19 protein-coding genes are annotated in these 17,193 nt (G+C 56.8%); all 19 read left to right on the top strand.

Features of this window, described 5'->3' with window-relative positions:
- Positions 1 to 25: 25 nt before the first annotated feature.
- Positions 26 to 691, top strand: a complete 666-nt coding sequence (rpe, locus tag OGI63_RS05945) for a ribulose-phosphate 3-epimerase (RefSeq protein WP_041777302.1) — start codon at positions 26 to 28, stop codon at positions 689 to 691.
- A gap of 29 nt (positions 692 to 720) precedes the next feature.
- The gene (locus OGI63_RS05940; protein ID WP_003809305.1) at positions 721 to 984 is read left to right on the top strand and encodes a phosphoribosyl-ATP diphosphatase; all 264 of its coding nucleotides are present in this window, start codon (positions 721 to 723) and stop codon (positions 982 to 984) included.
- A 51-nt stretch (positions 985 to 1,035) separates the two neighbouring features.
- Entirely contained in the window at positions 1,036 to 1,887 is an 852-nt protein-coding gene (gene hisG / locus OGI63_RS05935) for an ATP phosphoribosyltransferase (protein WP_003809302.1), read from the top strand.
- A 13-nt stretch (positions 1,888 to 1,900) separates the two neighbouring features.
- Entirely contained in the window at positions 1,901 to 2,512 is a 612-nt protein-coding gene (locus tag OGI63_RS05930; RefSeq protein WP_003809300.1) for a CDP-alcohol phosphatidyltransferase family protein, read from the top strand.
- Between the two features lie 7 nt (positions 2,513 to 2,519).
- Positions 2,520 to 3,491: a DUF881 domain-containing protein gene (locus OGI63_RS05925; protein ID WP_011743176.1), complete on the top strand. Its 972-nt coding sequence runs from the start codon at positions 2,520 to 2,522 to the stop codon at positions 3,489 to 3,491.
- Positions 3,491 to 3,823 (top strand): small basic family protein, encoded by a 333-nt coding sequence (locus tag OGI63_RS05920; protein WP_003809295.1) that lies wholly within the window; start codon positions 3,491 to 3,493, stop codon positions 3,821 to 3,823. Before OGI63_RS05925 ends, OGI63_RS05920 begins: the two co-directional genes overlap by 1 nt.
- A gap of 6 nt (positions 3,824 to 3,829) precedes the next feature.
- On the top strand, positions 3,830 to 4,657 hold the full coding sequence (locus tag OGI63_RS05915) for a DUF881 domain-containing protein (protein ID WP_003809294.1): 828 nt from the start codon (positions 3,830 to 3,832) through the stop codon (positions 4,655 to 4,657).
- Positions 4,658 to 4,818: 161 nt separating this feature from the next.
- A complete protein-coding gene (gene thrS, locus OGI63_RS05910; protein ID WP_264309064.1) occupies positions 4,819 to 6,852 on the top strand; it encodes a threonine--tRNA ligase in 2,034 nt (677 codons plus the stop codon).
- Positions 6,853 to 6,965: 113 nt separating this feature from the next.
- Positions 6,966 to 7,628, top strand: coding sequence for a phosphatidylinositol phosphate synthase (pgsA, locus tag OGI63_RS05905; RefSeq protein WP_003809290.1), 663 nt, complete (start codon positions 6,966 to 6,968; stop codon positions 7,626 to 7,628).
- Positions 7,629 to 7,758: 130 nt separating this feature from the next.
- On the top strand, positions 7,759 to 8,514 hold the full coding sequence (locus OGI63_RS05900) for a YebC/PmpR family DNA-binding transcriptional regulator (RefSeq protein WP_003809285.1): 756 nt from the start codon (positions 7,759 to 7,761) through the stop codon (positions 8,512 to 8,514).
- 6 nt (positions 8,515 to 8,520) lie between these two features.
- Positions 8,521 to 9,102 (top strand): crossover junction endodeoxyribonuclease RuvC, encoded by a 582-nt coding sequence (ruvC, locus tag OGI63_RS05895; protein WP_003809282.1) that lies wholly within the window; start codon positions 8,521 to 8,523, stop codon positions 9,100 to 9,102.
- 47 nt (positions 9,103 to 9,149) lie between these two features.
- Positions 9,150 to 9,767, top strand: a complete 618-nt coding sequence (gene ruvA, locus OGI63_RS05890) for a Holliday junction branch migration protein RuvA (RefSeq protein WP_011743179.1) — start codon at positions 9,150 to 9,152, stop codon at positions 9,765 to 9,767.
- Positions 9,764 to 10,852 carry a Holliday junction branch migration DNA helicase RuvB gene (ruvB, locus tag OGI63_RS05885; protein WP_011743180.1) on the top strand — a complete coding sequence of 363 codons (1,089 nt, stop codon included), beginning with the start codon at positions 9,764 to 9,766 and terminating at the stop codon, positions 10,850 to 10,852. Before ruvA ends, ruvB begins: the two co-directional genes overlap by 4 nt.
- Before the next feature lie 92 nt (positions 10,853 to 10,944).
- On the top strand, positions 10,945 to 11,322 hold the full coding sequence (locus OGI63_RS05880) for a preprotein translocase subunit YajC (protein WP_229043300.1): 378 nt from the start codon (positions 10,945 to 10,947) through the stop codon (positions 11,320 to 11,322).
- Between the two features lie 115 nt (positions 11,323 to 11,437).
- Positions 11,438 to 12,019, top strand: a complete 582-nt coding sequence (locus OGI63_RS05875; RefSeq protein ID WP_011743182.1) for an adenine phosphoribosyltransferase — start codon at positions 11,438 to 11,440, stop codon at positions 12,017 to 12,019.
- 51 nt (positions 12,020 to 12,070) lie between these two features.
- Positions 12,071 to 13,258: an ADP-forming succinate--CoA ligase subunit beta gene (gene sucC, locus OGI63_RS05870; protein ID WP_011743183.1), complete on the top strand. Its 1,188-nt coding sequence runs from the start codon at positions 12,071 to 12,073 to the stop codon at positions 13,256 to 13,258.
- Position 13,259: 1 nt separating this feature from the next.
- Positions 13,260 to 14,183: a succinate--CoA ligase subunit alpha gene (gene sucD / locus OGI63_RS05865; RefSeq protein ID WP_011743184.1), complete on the top strand. Its 924-nt coding sequence runs from the start codon at positions 13,260 to 13,262 to the stop codon at positions 14,181 to 14,183.
- Complete coding sequence (locus tag OGI63_RS05860) at positions 14,183 to 15,568, top strand: DUF6350 family protein (protein ID WP_011743185.1); 1,386 nt, start codon at positions 14,183 to 14,185, stop codon at positions 15,566 to 15,568. Before sucD ends, OGI63_RS05860 begins: the two co-directional genes overlap by 1 nt.
- Positions 15,516 to 17,144, top strand: a complete 1,629-nt coding sequence (gene purH / locus OGI63_RS05855) for a bifunctional phosphoribosylaminoimidazolecarboxamide formyltransferase/IMP cyclohydrolase (RefSeq protein ID WP_011743186.1) — start codon at positions 15,516 to 15,518, stop codon at positions 17,142 to 17,144. Before OGI63_RS05860 ends, purH begins: the two co-directional genes overlap by 53 nt.
- The last annotated feature ends 49 nt before the right edge of the window (positions 17,145 to 17,193 follow it).

Genomic DNA, 17,193 nt, shown 5'->3' with positions numbered 1-17,193 from the left:
GATTACCTTCCATAGAATGAGAACCATGACTATTCAAATCGCACCTAGCATCCTGTCCGCTGACTTCTGCAATCTGGAACGTGACCTTAAGGCCATTTCCAACGCCGATCTCGTTCACGTGGACGTGATGGACCATCATTTCGTTCCGAATCTGACGTTGGGTGAGCCGATTGTAGCTCGCATCTGCCAAGTCACTGACCTTCCGGTCGACGTGCATCTGATGATCGAGGATCCGGACCGTTGGGCTCCGGAATACGCCAAGCTTGGTGCGGCTTCCGTCAGCTTCCATATGGGAGCGACGCATGCTCCGGTTCGTCTTGCGCGTCAGCTGCGCGACATGGGCTGCAAGGCTTGCTTCGCGGTCCGTCCGGCCGAACCGGTCGAGCCGATCTTCGACATCCTTGACGAATTCGACATGGTGCTTATCATGACGGTCGAACCGGGCTTCGGCGGTCAGAAGTTCCTTGACAACCAGATGACCAAGGTTCGTCGTCTGCGTGACGAAATCACCCGCCGTGGCCTGAAGACGAAGATCCAGGTCGATGGTGGCGTGAGCCCCAAGACCGCCCATATCGTTGCCGAAGCCGGTGCCGATGTGCTGGTCGCCGGTTCCGCCGTGTACGGTGCCGAGAATCCGGCCGAGGCTATCGACTCCATCCGCGAGAAGGCCGAAGCAGCCTTCAAGGCGTGAACGCCCACCATACAAGGAAGCATACGAATATGAAGACTTTTGAATCGCTGTTCGCGGAATTGAGCGAGAAAGCCGCCACCAAGCAGGCCGGTTCCCTGACCGTCGACGAGCTTGCCAAAGGCACGCACTTCATCGGCAAGAAGATCGTCGAAGAGGCTGGAGAGACTTGGATCGCCGCCGAATATGAGGGTGCTGATCGCACGGCCGAAGAAATGAGCCAGCTCATCTACCATCTGCAGGTCATGATGATCGATCGTGGCATCACACTCGAGGACATCTACAAGAACCTGTGAGAAACCCGGGGCCATGCCAGTTGAAGGTGTGGCCTTTTTTAGAGGAGAAACATGCTAAGAATCGCTGTGCCTAATAAGGGCATGCTGTCCGAACCCGCCTGGAACATGCTGGCGGAAGCCGGCTACCGTTTGAGGAGCAACCCTCGCCAGTTGGTCGTGGAGGATCCCGACAATGATGTTGAGTTGTTCTACCTGCGTCCCCTCGACATTGCGGTCTATGTCGGTCGCGGCACCATCGACGTTGGAATCACCGGGCATGATTTGCTCGTGAACTCCGGCACCGATGCGGAGGAGCATATGCAGCTTGGCTTCGGAGCCTCCACGTTCCGTTTCGCAGCCCCGAACGATTCGCCGATTACCAAGCTTGAGGATATTGAAGGCAAGCGAGTCGCCACCACATTCGACAAGCTCGTACACGACTATCTGGTCGAGCATGGCATCAACGCGGAAACCGTGCACCTTGACGGCGCCGTCGAATCGTCCGTCCAGCTTGGCGTCGCCGATCTGATCGCCGATGTGGTTTCCACAGGGACCACTCTGCGTAATGCGGGACTGCGCATTTTCGCTGAACCGCTGATGCACTCTGAAGCCGTATTGATTCGTTCCCCTCGTCTTGAGGCGGATGACGAGCGTCTGACGATTCTGAGCAGGCGTCTGCAAGGCGTGCTCACTGCCCAGCGTAATGTGCTTATGGACTACGACATTCCGGTCGAGAAGGTGTCCGCCGCAGTGGATATCACTCCGGGTTTCGAAAGCCCGACGATTTCGCCTCTGCATGATAAGCAGTGGGCGGCCGTGCGTGTGGTGGTTCCGAAGGCGAAGGTGAACCAGCTTATGGACCAGTTGTATGAAGTTGGTGCCCGTGGCATAATAGTCACCGCGTTGCAGGCTTCGAGAATGTAGTGTTGCTCGTAATATGAGCAAACTGATTATTAAGAAGCAATACAGTCCGGAACCGCGAGACATCTATTTCACGGTTCCGAACTTCATCAGCCTGTTGAGAATCATTTCGATTCCTTTTATCGCGATGCTGGTCTCTCATCACAGGATGGTGACCGCCTTGGTCGTGCTTGCGCTATCGGCGATATCCGATGGTTTGGACGGACTGATCGCCAGATCATTCAATCAGGTGAGCAAAATCGGGCAAATTCTCGATCCGATTGCCGATCGTCTGCTGATCTTCTGCAGCATTCTTGCTTTGGGTGTGGCGAACATCATTCCATGGTGGATGCTGATCGTCGTCGGCCTGCGAGATTTGATCATGGCTGTTCTGATACTGGTTTTGGCGCAGCACGATTATGGCCCATTGCCTGTTCATTTCGTAGGCAAGGCCGGTACCGCGATGCTGCTTATCGCCATCGTCGCGTTGATCTTCGCCGACATCTGGTCCAACTCCGCTGCGGATACACTGCATCTATGCGGTCTTGCCACCGGAATCTGGGGCGTTGGACTGTATTGGCTTGCAGGGTACATCTACATGCGCCAAGGCATCCAACTGTTGAAGAACGATACAAACAGCAAGGATTGACGCATATATGAAGTCCGATGCTCCACGTTTCGCGTCGTTCCCCGTTTCCCCGGAGAACGTACCCACAAAGCATCGTGCCATTTTTTCGTCATCCTTCGCCGGCCTGTCATCCCATCATGTGCAACCGGCCTCCATGCCCGCCATGCCGCAACGCCATAGACATGTCGATGACGATTCGCTTCGGCTTATTGACGATTTGACCAATCGTCCGATGGACGTCCTGTATTCGGACTCCCGCCTGGCCACTAAAAAACGTTCGGCGGTTTCGATTTGGGCCACCAGGATTCTGGTGTTCCTCATCTGCATCGCTGTGGGTGCCGCGGGAAGCGTTTTCGTGCGCCAGCTGAGCACTGACCCACGCAAAGAAGTACGCAAGCAGTTGGCAAGCCAGCTGACCGAACAAACGAAGCGGGTCGGCGACCTCACCAAGGACGTCAACGACTTGCGGTCGCAAATCGAATCTGAATCGGAATCCTTGGCAAGCTGGTCCCTAAACCAGACGATGCAGGATGATGAAATGGTCAATGGAACGCTTCCGGTGCAAGGGGAAGGCATTGTCCTGACCGTAGCCAACCCGCTTTCCGTCAGCGGCGACAATGCCGACTCCTCACTGCCAAGAGAAAATGGCAGCCAGGTTCGAGTCGTCACCGATTCCGATTTGCAGCTGCTTGTCTCCTTGCTATGGCAATCCGGAGCGGAGGCGATCGCGATCAACGGCAACCGCCTTGGCGTGCAAACCTCGATTCGAACTGCCGGATCGACGATTCTCATCGGAGTCAATTCGGTGCAAAGCCCATATCGAATCGAGGCGATAGGCAATCAGGCGACCTTGGCGAAATCGGTAAGCAAGACAACGCAGAAACAACTGTATGACGATTTCAAAAAGGCCGGCATCTATCCGCAGATAAGCAAAAGCAAATCGATTACACTTGATGCTGCAGTGGCTGGCGACACGACGCATGTGAGGAAGGACAAGTAATGGCAGCTGTCTTGGGACTTATCATCGGCGTGGTAATCGGTGTATTCGTTCGTCCGGACATCCCCATCGAGCTCCAACCGTATCTGCCGATTATGGTATTGGCCGCGTTGGATGCGTTGCTAGGCGCCGCACGCGCGTATTTCCAACGCAGCTTTTCCGATAAAGTGTTCGTGATCTCCTTCTTCTCGAATGTCATCACCGCGACGCTGCTGGTGTTCCTCGGCAACCAGTTGGGAGTCGGCTCCCAGCTGCAGACCGCAGTGATCGTAGTGCTCGGCATACGAATCTTTACCAATGTGTCCTCCATTCGACGCTTCATCTTTAAAGGTTGATGCGGTATGAGCGGACAAGACGCGAACAGCAAGGACATGCTGTCCAGAATCCATGAGCAGAGGGTCAAGGACCAGAACAATGACAGCACCCAAACCGGTGCGTTCCCCATGGTCAAGGCCAAGAAGCGAATCTCACTTGATGCGAAGGTCACACGAACCCGACTGTATTCCAGCATTCTGGTCACGATATTGTGCGCCTTGCTTGGCTTCGGCTATGTGATCCAGATAAACAACACGACATCCACCTATGAGACGATGAGCGAAGATGAATTAACCAAGCTCATCAGCGAGACCAATGCTCAGGTCCAAAAGCTCGAACAGCGTAAGAACGAACTCTCCAGCCAGCTGAACGCTTTGAAAGACACCGCGGACAAAAATGAGAAAGCCGCGGAAATCGCCAAGCAGAACGCGCAGACCAACGGCATCCTATCCGGCCGTCTCGCGGCTACGGGAGAAGGCGTGGTCATCCGCATATCGCAGGGTTCCAAACAGAAGATTGACTCCGCGATATTGTTCACGTTGCTTGAGGAATTGCGCAACAGTGGTGCCGAGGTCATTGAGATCAACAATGTCCGCGTGGTAACCAGCACTTACATCAGTGGCACGGCCGGCAGTCTCGTCTGCGATGGCACCAAACTGAAATCCCCATTCACCATTCGCGCGATCGGCGACAGCGACAATCTGCAGAACGCGGTCAATCTGGCCGGTGGCGTCGGGTCGCGGCTCAAAGTGAAGTATGGCGCTACGGTATCGGTCAGCCCCTCTGACAAAGTGATGATCAAGTCCACACGTCAGGCTCCGCAGTATACATATGCGCACGTCATCGGACAGTAAACAGTAAAGGACCTTTCCTTTCGCGACATTCAATCAGCGTTGTTCTTCCGTTCACCGAAATGGCGTGCCGTTGTCTGCGCTTGACCCTATCTTGTTCATCGTTGATATATAGTCCAGGCCTGCACATTGGTAACGCGGACCCCGATAGCAAAGGACAACTCATGGCTGAACAGACCATCTCCATCACACTCAACGGCGAAAAGAAGGAGGTGGCGGCAGACCAGACCGGCGTCCAGCTCTTCTCCGACGACAAGAACATCATCGCGGTGCGTTTGAACGGCGAACCCCGCGATCTCTATACCGAGCTGCACGACGGCGACGTTGTGGAACCCATCGCGCTCGATAGCGAGGACGGTGTGGCCATCATGCGCCATTCCGCAACCCATGTCATGGCCCAGGCCGTGCAGGAGATTCGCCCTGACGCCAAGCTTGGTGTTGGACCGGTCATCAAAGACGGCTTCTACTACGATTTCGATGTCGAGACTCCTTTCACTCCGGAGGACCTCAAGGAAATCGAAAAGCGCATGCAGCGCATTATCAAGTTCTCCCAGTCCTTCCGCCGCCGCGTGGTGACCGAGGAAGAGGCTCTTGCCGAGGAAGCCGACCAGCCCTACAAGCTTGAACTTATCAAGGATAAGGAAGCGCATCTTGACCCGGAAGCCGCCACCGAAATCAGCGGCAAGGAACTGAGCTTCTACGATAACGTCGACCGTGAAGGCAATGTGGTTTGGAAGGACCTGTGCCGTGGTCCGCACCTGCCGAACACCCGTTACATCAAGGCGTTCAAGATCGAGCGTTCCGCCGCCGCATACTGGCGCGGCAGCGAGGCCAATCCGATGCTGCAGCGCATTTACGGCGCCGCCTTCGCCACCAAGGAGGACCTGAAGGCATACCAGACCCGTCTGGAGGAGGCCGCCAAGCGCGACCACCGCAAGCTCGGCGCGGAAATGGACCTGTTCTCCTTCCCGGATGAGATCGGTCCGGGCCTTGCCGTCTTCCATCCGAAGGGCGCGGCCGTCATCAACGCCATGGAGGACTATTCCCGTGAGATGCACCGCAAGCACCACTACAGCTTCGTGCAGACCCCGCACATCACCAAGGGCGGCCTGTATGAGACCTCCGGCCACCTGCAGTGGTACAAGGACAGCATGTATCCGCCGATGCGTCTGGACGAGGAGAAGGACGAGAACGGCAACGTCATCAAGCAAGGCTTCGATTACTACCTGAAACCGATGAACTGCCCGATGCACAACCTGATCTTCAAGTCCCGCCAGCGTTCCTACCGTGAGCTGCCGCTGCGCCTGTTCGAATTCGGCACCGTGTACCGTTATGAGAAGTCCGGTGAAGTGCATGGCCTGACCCGCGTGCGCGGCTTGACTCAGGATGATTCCCACATCTACTGCACCCGCGAGCAGATGAAGGACGAGCTTAAGAGCCTGCTTACCTTCGTGCTCGGCCTGTTGAAGGACTTCGGTCTGGATGACTTCTATCTGGAGCTGTCCACCAAGGATCCGCACAAGTACGTCGGTTCCGACGAGATTTGGGAGGAAGCCACCAACACGCTGGCCGAGGTCGCCAAGGAATCCGGTTTGGACTTGGTCGACGATCCGTGCGGCGCAGCCTTCTACGGTCCGAAGATCTCCGTGCAGGCCCGTGACGCCATCGGACGTACCTGGCAGGTGTCCACCATCCAGCTCGACTTCAACCTTCCGGAACGTTTCAAGCTCGAATACATCGCCGCCGATGGCACGCACCAGCGTCCGGTGATGATCCACCGCGCGCTGTTCGGCTCCATCGAACGCTTCTTCGCGGTGCTGCTTGAGCATTACGCGGGCGCCTTCCCGGCGTGGCTCGCCCCGGTCCAGGTGCTTGGCGTGCCGGTCGCGGACGAGTTCGCCCCGCACCTGCAGAAGTTCATCGCCAGCTTGGAAGAGGAGACCGTCCGTTGCGAGATCGACCTGTCCGACGATCGCTTCGGCAAGAAGATCCGCAACGCATCCAAGTCCAAGGCGCCGTTCATCCTCATCGTCGGCGAAGAGGATATGAACAACAACGCGGTCAGCTTCCGCTTCCGCGACGGCAGCCAGTTGAACGGCGTGCCGGTCGATGAGGCGAAGGCGAACATTCTGACCGTAATCAAGAAGCGCGTCCAGGTCAACACCGCAGACGACTTCAAGGCCGCCCTCGCCGACTGAGCGAGACCGGTGGCAACAAGTCGCACGCGACCATGAACCGTGAAACGGCGCACGAATCTCGACAAGAGGTTTGTGCGCCGTTTCTCATTTTCTCATCGAGAAGGAAGTAACACATGCTTGAGCATCTTCGTGCGCCGTTCAAAAAACTCATCGAGCCAATAGCCAAAGCGTTGATCGCCATAGGACTGACCGCCAATGCGGTGACGGTGATTGGTGCTGTCGGCACCATCGTCGTGGCCATCGCCACCGGTGTGACCGGATGGCTATTTGGGGGAGCGGTTGTTCTGACTCTGCTTGTGCTTGCCGATTCGTTGGATGGCTCGATCGCCGCGCTTACCACGGGTGGGACCGAATTCGGGGCTTTTCTCGACTCCACGCTCGATCGCATCGCTGATTGGGCGATGCTCGTAGGCGTGATCATCTTCTTTCTTATGCATCGTGACTGGTGGCATACGGCCATCGACAACACGCCTGACTATACGAGCATGATCGGTATCGCCGCCGCCGCGGTGGCCGTGATGACATCGTTCGTCACTTCATATGCCCGTGCTCGTGCCGAATCAGTCGGCTATGAGGTGAAAAACGGCATCGCCACTCGTGCCGATCGCTTGACCATCATTCTGGTGGGCATGGCCATCACCGGATTGACGCGTCAGGGATTGTGGCTCGCCATCGCCATGATACTGTTGGCCGGATTGGGATTAGTCACCGTATTCCAACGCATCTTCGAAGCCAAGCGCCAAATGGTCATAGGGGAGAAAACATATCGGCGGTAGTCACAGCCGGGGGCAGACCCCATCCAAAAGTTCGAAAAGCGAAATGCCACAGGTTCGTATTCGGCATTTTGTCGGCGAACCGCTTTAGAATCATTTCGTTTGAAACATCCGCAACCTGCCTAGGAGCATTATGTCAGGTCATTCCAAGTGGGCGACCACCAAGCACAAGAAGGCCGCCATCGACGCGAAGCGCGGCAAGCTGTTCGCCAAGCTGATCAAGAACATCGAGATCGCAGCACGTATGGGTGGCGGCGATCCCGACGGCAACCCGTCCCTGTATGACGCCATCTACAAGGCCAAGAAGGCCTCCATGCCGGCCGACAACATCAAGCGCGCCGTCAAGCGTGGTTCCGGTGAGGAAGCCGGCGGCGCCAACTATGAAGACATCGTGTACGAGGGTTACGCCCCGGCAGGTGTTGGCCTGATCATCGAATGCCTCACCGACAACCGCAACCGTGCGGCCGCCGACGTGCGTTCCACCCTGACCAAGGGCAATGGCTCCCTGGCCACCACTGGTTCCGTGAGCTTCAACTTCGAACGCAAGGGACAGATCGTTGTTCCGGCCGAAGGCGTTGACTTCGACAACCTGTTCGAGAAGGCCGCCGAAGCCGGTGCCGAAGACGTGACCGACGATGGTGAGGTATTCACCGTCATCACCGATCCGTCCGACATGATCGACGTGCGCAAGGCTCTCCAGGACGCCGGTTTCGATTACGATTCCGCTGATCTGGTCATGATGCCGAAGAACGAGGTCGAGCTGAGCCTTGAGGATGCCCAGAAGGTCTCCAAGCTCATCGACAACCTCGATGATCTGGACGATGTCCAGAACATCTACTCCAACTGGACCGCCTCCGACGAGGTCATGGCCCAGCTTGACGAGGAGTAATCCAGCGTGATTATTCTTGGCGTCGACCCCGGGCTGACTCGCTGCGGGGTCGGCGTGATTGAAGCCGGCGCATACCGCCGGCTTTCTTTTATCCACGTGGATGTGGTGCGTTCCGATCCAAAAACCTCCCAGGATCTGCGTCTGCTGGCCATCTACAACGGCTTGGTGGAAAAAATCGAACGATTTGCTCCCGATGCGGTGTCCATCGAACGAGTGTTCGCGCAAGAAAACCGTAACACGGTGCTGGGAACCGCACAGGCGGCAGGGTTGGCGATGCTCGCTGCGGCGCAACGCGGCATTCCTGTGGCGTTGCATACGCCGACGGAATCAAAGCTTGCAATCACCGGCAACGGCAAAGCAGAGAAAATCCAGATGGAACGTATGGTGGCGCGGATATTGGGATTGAACACGCTGCCAAAGCCGGCTGATGCGGCTGACGCGCTGGCTATTGCGATCTGTCACGCGTTGCGTCCGGCTGGTGCGCTGCAAGGCGGCGAACGCGAACAGCATCTCACGGCGGCGCAACGACAGTGGGCGCAGGCTTCGCAAAAAGCAGCGCGCAGACAAGGCGTCCGCAGAGGCATGTAAGCTGTATCGAACAGATGTTCTAGACCTGTGCGAAGGAGACGTCCATAATGATTGGCATGCTACGTGGCCATGTGGAGTCGGTAGACGCCGTATCGGCCATTATCGAGGTCGGGGGAGTCGGCTATGAGGTCAGGATGCCATCCGCCGACTTGGCTTCCATGCACGCCGGCCAGGAAATCAAGGTCTACACTTCGTTGAATGTGTCCCAGGACGCCATCACTTTATTCGGCTTCGGCACGCTGGCCTCGAAACGCATGTTCCTGCAATTGCAGAAGGTCAGTGGCATCGGACCGAAAGTCGCGCTATCGTTGCTGTCCACTTTGCCTCCCGATCGACTTGCGAGGGCTGTGGCGGATGGTGATGCCACTGCGTTGGCCAAGGCTCCGGGATTAGGCAAGAAAGGCGCGCAGAAAATCATCCTCGAACTGAAAGGTTCCATTGATCTGAGCCAGATTGAGGGTTCTTCCGCAACCGCTTCGACTCCTGAAGACACTGGGGCCGAACAGGTCGTCGAAGGTCTGATGTCTTTGGGATGGCACCAGCAGGACGCTGCCCATGCGGTGCAGACGGTCTGCGCCGATAATCAAATCGAGACGCCGTTGAACGCCAAGGATGTTCCACGCGTGCTGAAGCTCGCGCTGACATCGTTGGATAGAGGTAGATGAAACGGACCATTATGACGAACACTGATACATTCGAACAGCCGAACACCGGGGCGAACGAGGAATCCCTCCGTATGGTTTCCGCCGCACCCGTCGGCAACGAACCGGTCAGCGACGAGGAGCTTCGTCCTCATATCCTCGAGGGATTCATCGGACAGCCAAGGCTCAAAGCGCAGTTGCAGCTTTTCCTCGATGCTGCTCGAAAACGTGACGTTCCTCCGGACCATATCCTGCTTGCGGGGCCTCCGGGACTTGGCAAAACCACTTTGGCCATGATTGTGGCCAATGAATTGGAAGTTCCAATCCGCGTCACTTCCGGTCCCGCCATCCAACATGCTGGTGATTTGGCTTCGATTCTGAGTTCGCTGGACGCCGGCGAGGTGCTCTTTATCGATGAGATCCACCGTCTGCCCCGTGCCGCCGAGGAACTGCTGTACATCGCCATGGAGGATTTCCGTGTTGATGTGATGGTCGGCAAAGGCCCTGGAGCTTCATCCATTCCGCTGACATTGCCTCGGTTTACGGTTATCGGTGCTACCACGCGAGAGGGCATGCTTCCCTCGCCGCTGCGTGCGCGGTTCGGTTTCACGGCGCATCTGGATTTCTACCCGCATGAGGAGCTTGAAAAGCTGATTGAGCGTTCCTCCGCAGTGTTGGGAATCCAGTTGGAGGACGGGGCCGCTCGCCAACTGGCCATGCGTTCCCGCGGCACGCCGAGAATTGCCAACCGCCTGCTTCGTCGTGTTAGGGATTGGGCCATCGTGCACGATCTCGAATCGGTGCGTCCCGATGATGTCAAGGAGGCGTTGGCGCTTTATCAGATCGATACCGAAGGTCTTGACCGTCTGGATATAGCAGTGCTTAAGGCCATCGTCACCAATTTCAACGGAGGCCCCGTCGGCTTGAACAATCTGGCGGCCATGGTGGGCGAGGAGTCGGAAACGGTGGAAACGGTATGCGAACCGTATCTGGTACGTGAGGGCTTCCTCATCCGCACGCCGAAAGGCCGCGTGGCCACGCGCAAGGCATGGGAGCATCTTGGTATCACTCCCGACGAATCCGCATATGATGTCAATGAGATGTCATAGACTTCACATCCTGAGTAATGTGTTCCGGTTGAGACCCTGACTCCGAGGAGTTTATTTTGGATATCCTTTTTCTCGTTGTTCTTATCGTTGTAATGTTCGGCATGATGTTCTGGCAGTCCAAGAAAGCCAAGCAGCAGCAAGCTGAACGTCAGAATTTCCGTTCTAGTCTGCAGCCCGGCACTGAAGTGATCACCATCGGTGGCATCATCGGCAAGGTCGTTTCCGTCGATACGGAATACGAGGAGATCGTCGTTGATTCCGAAGGATCGCAACTGCGTTTCGGCTTCAACGCCATCAGCCGTGAATATGTCCGTCCGGCATACGTGCATGATGATGAGGTCGATGAGAACGGCAATCCGCTATCCAAGGAAGACGAGCCCGACCAGAAGCCTGTCGTCGACGCGACTGAAGAGCCCGCACAGGATGCCGATGTTATTCAGCAGCCCATTGACGAGCAGAAGAACGATTGATTTCTTTGATTTTTAGACGGCGAAAATCTCATTTTTGAGGTTTTCGCCGTTCTTTTTCGCACGGGAAACCTATAATTCAAAGTGCCGTAAACCAAGGTAGAAGGAAACCACTGTCATGGCAGCATCGGATATCACCGTTTCGGGCTTGAACAAAGTTGGAGCCGAAGACGCAGCATATCTTGTATCGAAAATACGTACTATTCCGGGCTTTCCGAAGGAGGGCATCCTATTCCGCGATTTCATGCCGGTGTTGGCTGATGCGCGCGCGTTCGGTATTTTGATGGGGGCCCTTGAAGCGGCATTGCCAGTAGACGTCGATGATTTCGACATGGTCGTCGGCCTTGAAGCCCGTGGATTCCTGTTCGGTCCAGCGTTGGCCGCCCGTCTCGGAAAGGGGTTTATCGCGGTCCGTAAAGCCGGCAAATTGCCTCCAGAAACCATGTCGCAAAGCTATGACCTCGAATATGGTCAGGCGTCAATGGAAATCGAAACCAACGTTGTCCATGAGGGAGTGCGCGTATTGATCGTCGACGATCTGATCGCCACCGGTGGAACCGCCAATGCGGCGCGTAGCCTCATCGAGAAGTGCGGAGGCGTCGTTGCTGGATTCAGCTTCGTCATGGAACTTACCGGTATTGACGGCATGAAATCGCTAGGCGATTATCCGACAAGCTCGCTGGTGTGCATGCCTGCCTGATAACTCCGTTTTCGTCAACCATTCAGAACAAACAACCAAAGGGAATGATCCATGGATCTCTATGAGTATCAAGCCAGGGAATTGCTCGAAGAACAGGGTATCCCGACTCCTAAGGCAATATTCGCCCAGAACTCCCATGAAGTCGCCGAAGCGGCCGACCAGATTGGATATCCCAATGTGATTAAGGCGCAGGTGAAGATTGGACACCGTGGCCAGGCCGGCGGAGTCAAGCTCGCCAAGACCCGTGACGAGTCCATTCTCGCGTCGGAAGACATTCTGCCGATGACCATTCACAAGCACAAGGTTAGCGGCGTGCTGGTGGCCGAGGCGAAGAACATCCTTCACGAGTATTACGTCTCCATCTCAGTGGACCGATCCTCTCGTGATTTCGACGTGCTCGCCACTGCGAATGGCGGTACTGAGGTTGAGGAAATCGCCAAAGAGCATCCGGAATCCGTGAAGCGTCTGCATATCGATGCTCTTGACGATTTCGATTTGGAAGCGGCCACCAAGATGGCTGAAAGCATCGGCTTCTATCATGCCGATGTTGATCAGGCCGCGCAGATTCTGCTGAAAATGTGGCGTTGCTTCAAGGAGAACGACGCCACGCTTGTGGAAATCAACCCGCTTGCAAAAATCGGCGATCCGGATGACGAATCTTCCAAGTCGTTGTGCGCGCTGGACGCCAAGATCTCCCTTGATGACAATGCATCGTTCCGCCATGATGGTTGGAAACGTTTCACCGATCCGATTTATGTCGATCCATATGAGCAAAAAGCCCGCGAACATGGACTGCATTATGTGCATCTCAAGGGTTCCGTCGGTGTGATCGGCAATGGTGCGGGACTCGTCATGAGCTCTCTTGACGCGGTGTCAGGCGCAGGCGAGGATCAGGGCACGAATGTCAAGCCCGCAAACTTCCTCGACATCGGCGGAGGCGCTTCCGCCGAAGTGATGTCGAATAGTCTTGGAATCGTGCTGTCCGACCCGCAGGTCGAATCCGTGCTCATCAATGTGTACGGTGGCATCACCTCGTGTGAACAGGTCGCGAAGGGCATTCTCGAGGCGCTTGACGAACTTGGCAGCAGCAAGCCTATCGTCGTGCGATTCGATGGCAATGCGGCGGCGGAAGGTCTGAACATTTTGGCCCAAGCCGGCCGCGCCAACCTGCACGTCGCTCAGACCATGGAGGAAGCCGCACAGCAGGCCGCACGTTTCGCGGCCAAGGAGGTTCGCTGAAATGACGCTTTTCATTGAAGATGGCGCTCCGGTCATCGTCCAGGGCATGACCGGGCATCAGGGCATGACCCACACGGCCCGCATGCTCAAGGCCGGCACCAACATCGTCGGTGGCGTGAACGCCCGCAAGGCTGGGCTGGACGTCACCTTCCCTGAAGCCAAAAATGGCGAGGACGCCACCATTCACGTGTTCGCCAACTGCTCTGAAGCCATCGAAGCCACTGGAGCCAAAGCAAGCGTCGTGTTCGTGCCGCCGCGCTTCGCCAAGGACGCCGTCGTTGAGGCCATTGAAGCCGGCATCGAACTGATTGTCGTCATCACCGAAGGCATTCCGGTGGCGGACAGCGCGTATTTCGTCGAGTTGGCCTTGCGTAAGGGCGTGCGCATCGTTGGGCCGAATTGTCCTGGTCTGTTGACGCTGCCATCTTCTAAGGACGCCAAGGGCTGCAACCTCGGCATTATTCCAGATGGCATCGTGTCCCGCGGCCCGTTGGGTTTGGTGTCCAAGTCCGGAACGTTGACCTATCAGCTGATGGGGGAGCTGTCTGACATCGGTTTCACCGCATGCCTTGGCGCGGGCGGCGATCCGATCGTCGGCACGACCTTGCAGGAGGCTTTGGAAGCCTTTGAGAACGATGAAGCCACCAAAGCCGTTGTCATGATCGGCGAAATCGGTGGCAGCGCCGAACAGGACGCTGCCAAGTGGGCTTCCGAACATATGACCAAGCCCGTCGTGGCCTACATCGCGGGATTCACCGCGCCGGAAGGCAAGCAGATGGGCCATGCCGGCGCCATCGTTTCCGGCGGCAAGGGCACCGCGCAGGATAAGAAAGAAGCCCTTGAGGCCGTTGGCATCCGTGTCGGTCGTACTCCCGGACAGACCGCTGAAATCATGCGAGAGGTGCTCGCTTCCCAATCGCTATGATGACGAACCTGAAGTATTGGCTGAAAGGGCTTGCCGTCGCGGCAGTGTCCATGATTATTTACGCCGTTGCCTTGGGCTGCTATATGGCCCTAATGCTTCTGGTCATATCCATGGAAGAAGGCGGGGACAATCTCTCCGCCTTCTCGGTGCCTCTTACCGAGGCGTTGGTGCTGCTCAGCCAAGGTATCGGGTTCAAGACTGATGCCATCACGTTGACGATTGTGCCGTTGCTCTTGACGGTACTGCTTATCGCCCTTATCGCGCAGCTCGCCAGAAGATTCGGCACGAGTCTGCGTGGATTCGCGGCCGGTCTGGTCTTTTGGGAAGCCGTAAACATCTTCTTCGCCAGAAGCATAAATATCGAAATCGTTGATTCGATGACGATGATCGCCATCAAAACGGCGCTTGTTTTCATCCTCGGATATGCGGTCGCGGCGATTCCGAATGCGTCATGGCCCCAAGCCTGTACCGAATGGATTCGATCTCATGTGTCATCGCCGGTGCGAAAGACCATGGTCATCGGTTCCGTCCTAGGGCTGCTGCTGGAGGCGGCGTATCTGCTGGTCGGTCTGATCGTCGTTGTTTTTTGGGCAATAAGCAATCAATCATCGATAGCGAAGCTATATGAACTTTCGGGCATGCAGAACGGGTCTCGTATTCTTACCACGATCAGTATGCTCGCATGGCTTCCGAATCTGATGATTTGGGCTGTCTCATGGACTTTCGGCGCCGGCTTCTCAATCGGCGATTTAGCCGAATTCACATTATGGACCGGACAGGGTGACGGGCTCCCCGCCTTGCCTCTTTTCGGTATGATGCCACAGGCGGTTGAGACGGATTGGGTGAGAATCGCGCTGATGTGCATACCATTGGCATCCGCTTTTGCTACCGGCATGGTCGTCATGTTGTTTAATAAGGGATTCCATATCAGAGTAGGTGAATCAGGACGGAACATCGACGTCAAACGCGTTGTGCTGAGTTTTGCCTATCCGATTGCTGCTTTTTCGATTACCAGCGCCGTCGTGTCCGTGGCTTCCAGCTTGCTGTTCGCCTTGGGAAACGGAGGCTTGGGATCGAAACATCTTGCGCACGTCGGCGTAGACGTGATCGCATCAACCCGTAAGGTGGGACAACCCACCGCCATGGGTTTGTTCTCCGCATGGCTGCTGACTTTGGTGGCCGTGAGCATATTTTTCGCCATACGCTGGATGATGAAGCGTATACGCGAACGTGGAAAGAGGGAGACCGCCCCCGAATCCACGGAAAACAGCCGTGAGGAAACACGTGCGCTTCGCACGGTCGCCTCGAACAACAATAACAAGGAGGATCAGGGTGACAACAACGAATCGACCGATACGACGGGCTCTGGTATCAGTCTTCCATAAGGAAGGCATCGAGGTACTTGCCGAAGCGTTCATCAAGGCGGGCACCGAGGTGGTTTCCACCGGTTCCACCGCGAAGCGTCTGGCTGAGCTGGGTGTCAAAGTGACCGAGGTCTCCGAAGTCACTGGTTTCCCGGAATGCCTTGATGGCCGCGTCAAGACCCTTGACCCGCATATCCATGCCGGTATCCTCGCCGACATGACCAACCCCGACCATGCCTCCCAGCTCGAGAAGTTTGGCATCAAGCCGTTCGATCTGGTGGTCGTCAATCTGTATCCGTTCGCCGACACGGTCCGCTCCGGAGCTGACGAAGCCGCCACCATCGAAAAGATCGATATCGGCGGTCCGTCCATGGTGCGTGGCGCAGCCAAGAACAGCGCCACCGTCGCCATCATCACCGATCCGAACGATTATGCACTCGTCGCCTCCCGCATCGAGAACGGCGAGGGCTTCTCCCTTGATGAGCGTCGCTGGCTCGCAGGAAAGGCGTTCGCCCATACGGCCGCCTACGACGCCACCATCAACGAGTGGACCGCGAAGCATTGGCCGAAGCCGGCGTCCATCGAACAGCCGGTTTCCGAAGGCGAGACCGAAGTGAATGAGGCCAAGTTCCCGGCCACGTTCACCCGTACGTGGGACCGCGCGCACGTGCTGCGTTACGGCGAGAACCCTCACCAGCAGGCTTCGCTGTATCTGGATCCGCTCAACCAGAACGGCTTCGCACACGCTGAACAGCTTGGCGGCAAGCCGATGAGCTACAACAATTACGTCGATGCCGACGCCGCATGGCGTGCCGTGTGGGATTTCGCGCCTCAGATCGCCGTCGCAGTGGTCAAGCACAACAATCCATGCGGTCTGGCCATCGGCGCTACCGTGGCAGAGGCGCACAAGAAGGCGCACGCATGCGATCCGATGAGCGCCTATGGCGGTGTGATTGCTGCGAACAGCAAGGTCACCATGGAAATGGCCGAAAGTGTTCGTCCAATCTTCACCGAAGTCATCGTCGCGCCCGATTACGACGCCGATGCGCTTGAACTGCTCCAGACCAAGAAGAAGAACCTGCGTATCCTGAAGGTGTCTGAGCCTCCGAAGACCAAGACCCAGTTCCGTCAGATTGACGGCGGTCTGCTCGTGCAGTCCACCGATCTGATTGACGCTCCAGGCGACGATCCGAACGCGTGGAAGCTGGTTTCCGGCGAGCCGGCCGACGCTGAAACCGTCAGGGATCTGGTGTTCGCATGGCGTGCCATCCGGTGCGTCAAATCCAACGCCATACTTATCGCTCACGATCAGGCAACCGTAGGCATCGGCATGGGCCAGGTCAATCGTGTGGATTCCGCCAATCTGTCCGTCGAGCGTGCCAACACGCTGGCTGACGGAGCCAACCGCACCAAGGGAGCGGTGGCCGCGTCCGACGCGTTCTTCCCGTTCGCCGACGGTGCCGAGATTCTGATCAACGCCGGTGTCAAGGCCATCGTCCAGCCTGGTGGGTCCATTCGTGATGAGGAAGTGTTCGAGGCGGCCCGCAAGGCCGGCGTCACCATGTATGTGACCGGTACCCGACACTTCTTCCACTGAGTTCAGTGGAAGCGTCGACCGGCAAGCTGGGAGCGTCGCGGCGCGATAA

This window comes from Bifidobacterium sp. KRGSERBCFTRI (genome assembly GCF_025908335.1).
Note: the sequence above shows the minus strand (reverse complement) of the source record. Positions and strands in the feature narration are given on the sequence as shown.